The sequence below is a fragment of the Bifidobacterium sp. MSTE12 genome (assembly GCF_000513015.1).
Lineage (GTDB): Bacteria > Actinomycetota > Actinomycetes > Actinomycetales > Bifidobacteriaceae > Bifidobacterium > Bifidobacterium dentium.
In genome coordinates, this window is the sequence record NZ_AZYA01000001.1 from 1 (window position 1) to 2,223 (window position 2,223).

Annotated in this window: 2 protein-coding genes; both read left to right on the forward strand. The window is 64.9% G+C overall.

What is annotated here, in order from left to right; all coding sequences use genetic code 11:
• The first annotated feature begins 223 nt into the window (after positions 1-223).
• Positions 224-685, forward strand: coding sequence for a hypothetical protein (locus HMPREF1494_RS10930; RefSeq protein ID WP_051404685.1), 462 nt, complete (start codon positions 224-226; stop codon positions 683-685).
• Positions 686-889: 204 nt separating this feature from the next.
• Positions 890-2,113, forward strand: coding sequence for a site-specific integrase (locus HMPREF1494_RS00015; RefSeq protein ID WP_034465216.1), 1,224 nt, complete (start codon positions 890-892; stop codon positions 2,111-2,113).
• Positions 2,114-2,223 lie beyond the last annotated feature (110 nt).

Consider the following 2,223-nt stretch of genomic DNA (forward strand, 5'->3'; position numbering starts at 1 on the left):
GCCGGCATCACTCGCGCGCGCTGCTACAAGATCTTCGCGGGTGACACGGTTTGCACGATGAGCGACTTCGGTGCGATGTGCGAGGCGCTCGGTGTTAGCGGCGCTGATGTAGCTGCCGAGGCTGAGCAGCGCCTCTTGGACGAAGCCTCTCCGGAATAGTCTCCACGTCCTCGCACGAGCTGTAGACTGCCCACATAGGTAGGTCGCACTCAAAGGAGGAGCTATGCACCGCCCTAAAGGCGCTTTCCGCCTCTACTCATCCGATCCTGCGGAGATCATCTGCACTGACACTGAGCTCCTGTATGACTCGAAGCGGCGCGGTGAGCCAATCCAGCGGATCCCGCTGACTGATGTCGTCAGCGTTGAGGTCGAGGACGGCGAGGCCATGCAGGCTCGCGTCACCGCGACGCGCCTCGTCGCGCTCGGGATCCTCGCGTTCGCCGCAAAGAAAAAGAGCGGTGGCGACAAGTGGCTCATGATCGAGACGCGCAACGCCCTGTTGACTCTCCACTTCGAGCGCAAGACTGTTGACGGCCTCATGCGATTTGTCGCGCACACGCGCGCCGCCGTGAAGGCCGCGCAGGCTCAGCCCGCACACGCAGCTCCGCCCGCGCCTATCCGCTGGCCCGGTGCGCCTCAGCAGCCCGCCCCGAAGCCCGGCGGCTGGGGCCGCATATTCCGCTAATTCTTGTGGCGCTGTAGTGGCGCACGCGAAGCTGCGCGCGTACTTTCCGTTGCGGTTAGGGGCCTTCGTTTCGATTCCCCCCATCTCCACAAACACCCCGGAGTCTCATTGAGATTCCGGGGTTTTCGTTGCCCTCATGCGATTTTCGCCGTCTACCCATGCGCTCATCTATATATCAGGATGCAGCAGGATATATCATTGGCAGTGGCGCAGGCGTGGCGCAGTGTGTGGAAAAAGATTCTGCGCCACTTCCCCGACGAGGAGACAGACATGAGCGGACGCAGAGCCTTCGGCTCGATCAGGAAGGCTCGAAGCGGGCGCTTCGAGGTCCGATACACAGGGCCGGACGGCGGCAAGTACACCGCCGGGCGGTCGTTCGTCCGCAAGGCCGACGCGAGCGCCTTCCTCGCACACGTCGAGGCAGAGATCAGCGAGGGCACCTGGACCAGCCCAAAGGAGAGCCGCGAGCGCGAGCGCGCGCAGGAACTCGCCGCTGAGCGTGCGGCGATGACCTTCGCGGCGTGGTCGGAGAGGTGGCTCGCGTCGCTCGAGCGACTAGGCCGGACCCCTCAGACGATCCAGACGCACACCTATCGGATGCGGCATCTCGTCCCCACCTTCGGCGCGAAGCCCCTCGGGGCGATCAGCGTCGACGACGTCGATACCTGGTATCAGAGTGTCTGGCAGGCCAAAGGTCCGGGCGTCGTGCGGCCTCTCTATATGACGCTGTCGACCTGTATGAACGCCGCGGTGAAGAGTGGCCTCATTGAGGCGAGCCCGTGCAAGGTGCCCGAGGGACAGAAGCATCGGCCCGTCCGCGAGCGCGAGCGCCAGGTCGCTACACCCGAGGAGGTCCGAGCCGCCGCAGACGCCATGCCCGCACGCCTGCGCATCGCCGTCCTACTCGCCGCGTGGTGCCAGACGCGGCTCGGTGAGCTGACCGGCCTGCAACGCCGCGACCTCGACCTCGACTCCACGCCCGCGACTCTCCGTATCGAGCGACAGGTCCAGTATCTAGCGGGGGAGGGGCCGGTCGAGCTGCCGCCGAAGAGCGCCGCCGGCGTCCGCGAGATAGTCATCCCCGCGTCGCTGATTCCGGCGCTGCGCTCTCACCTTGAGTCCTATGTTGAGCCTTCGGGCACGTCCTGGCTTCTAGCCTCCGAGCGATCGCCGCGCCTGCCGCTGCACCCTAATAGCCTGCGCGGGGCCTGGGAGCGTGCACGCCAGGACGCGGGCATCCCCTGGTTCAAATTCCATGATCTGCGGCACACTGGCCTCACGATCTTCGCGCAGCAGGGCGCCACGCTCGCCGAGCTGCTTCACCGTGGCGGGCACAGCGACGTCGACGTCGCGCTGCGGTACCAGCATGCGACCCGCGAGCGCGACGCGGCCTTGGCGGCACGTATGGACTCGCACGTCCTTATCTGAGTGCTATTGTTTTGTAGATCACATTCATTCCAGGTTGCACTATGCGTCGCGCGCGATGTATAGTTAAGTCATCGGGAGGGAACAAGCCCCCCGAACCTCAAAGAAGGAGA

Excerpts from the sequence above, each read along its gene's own strand:
- HMPREF1494_RS10930 (WP_051404685.1), top strand. The coding sequence starts at position 224 with ATGCACCGCCCTAAAGGCGCTTTCCGCCTCTACTCATCCGATCCTGCG.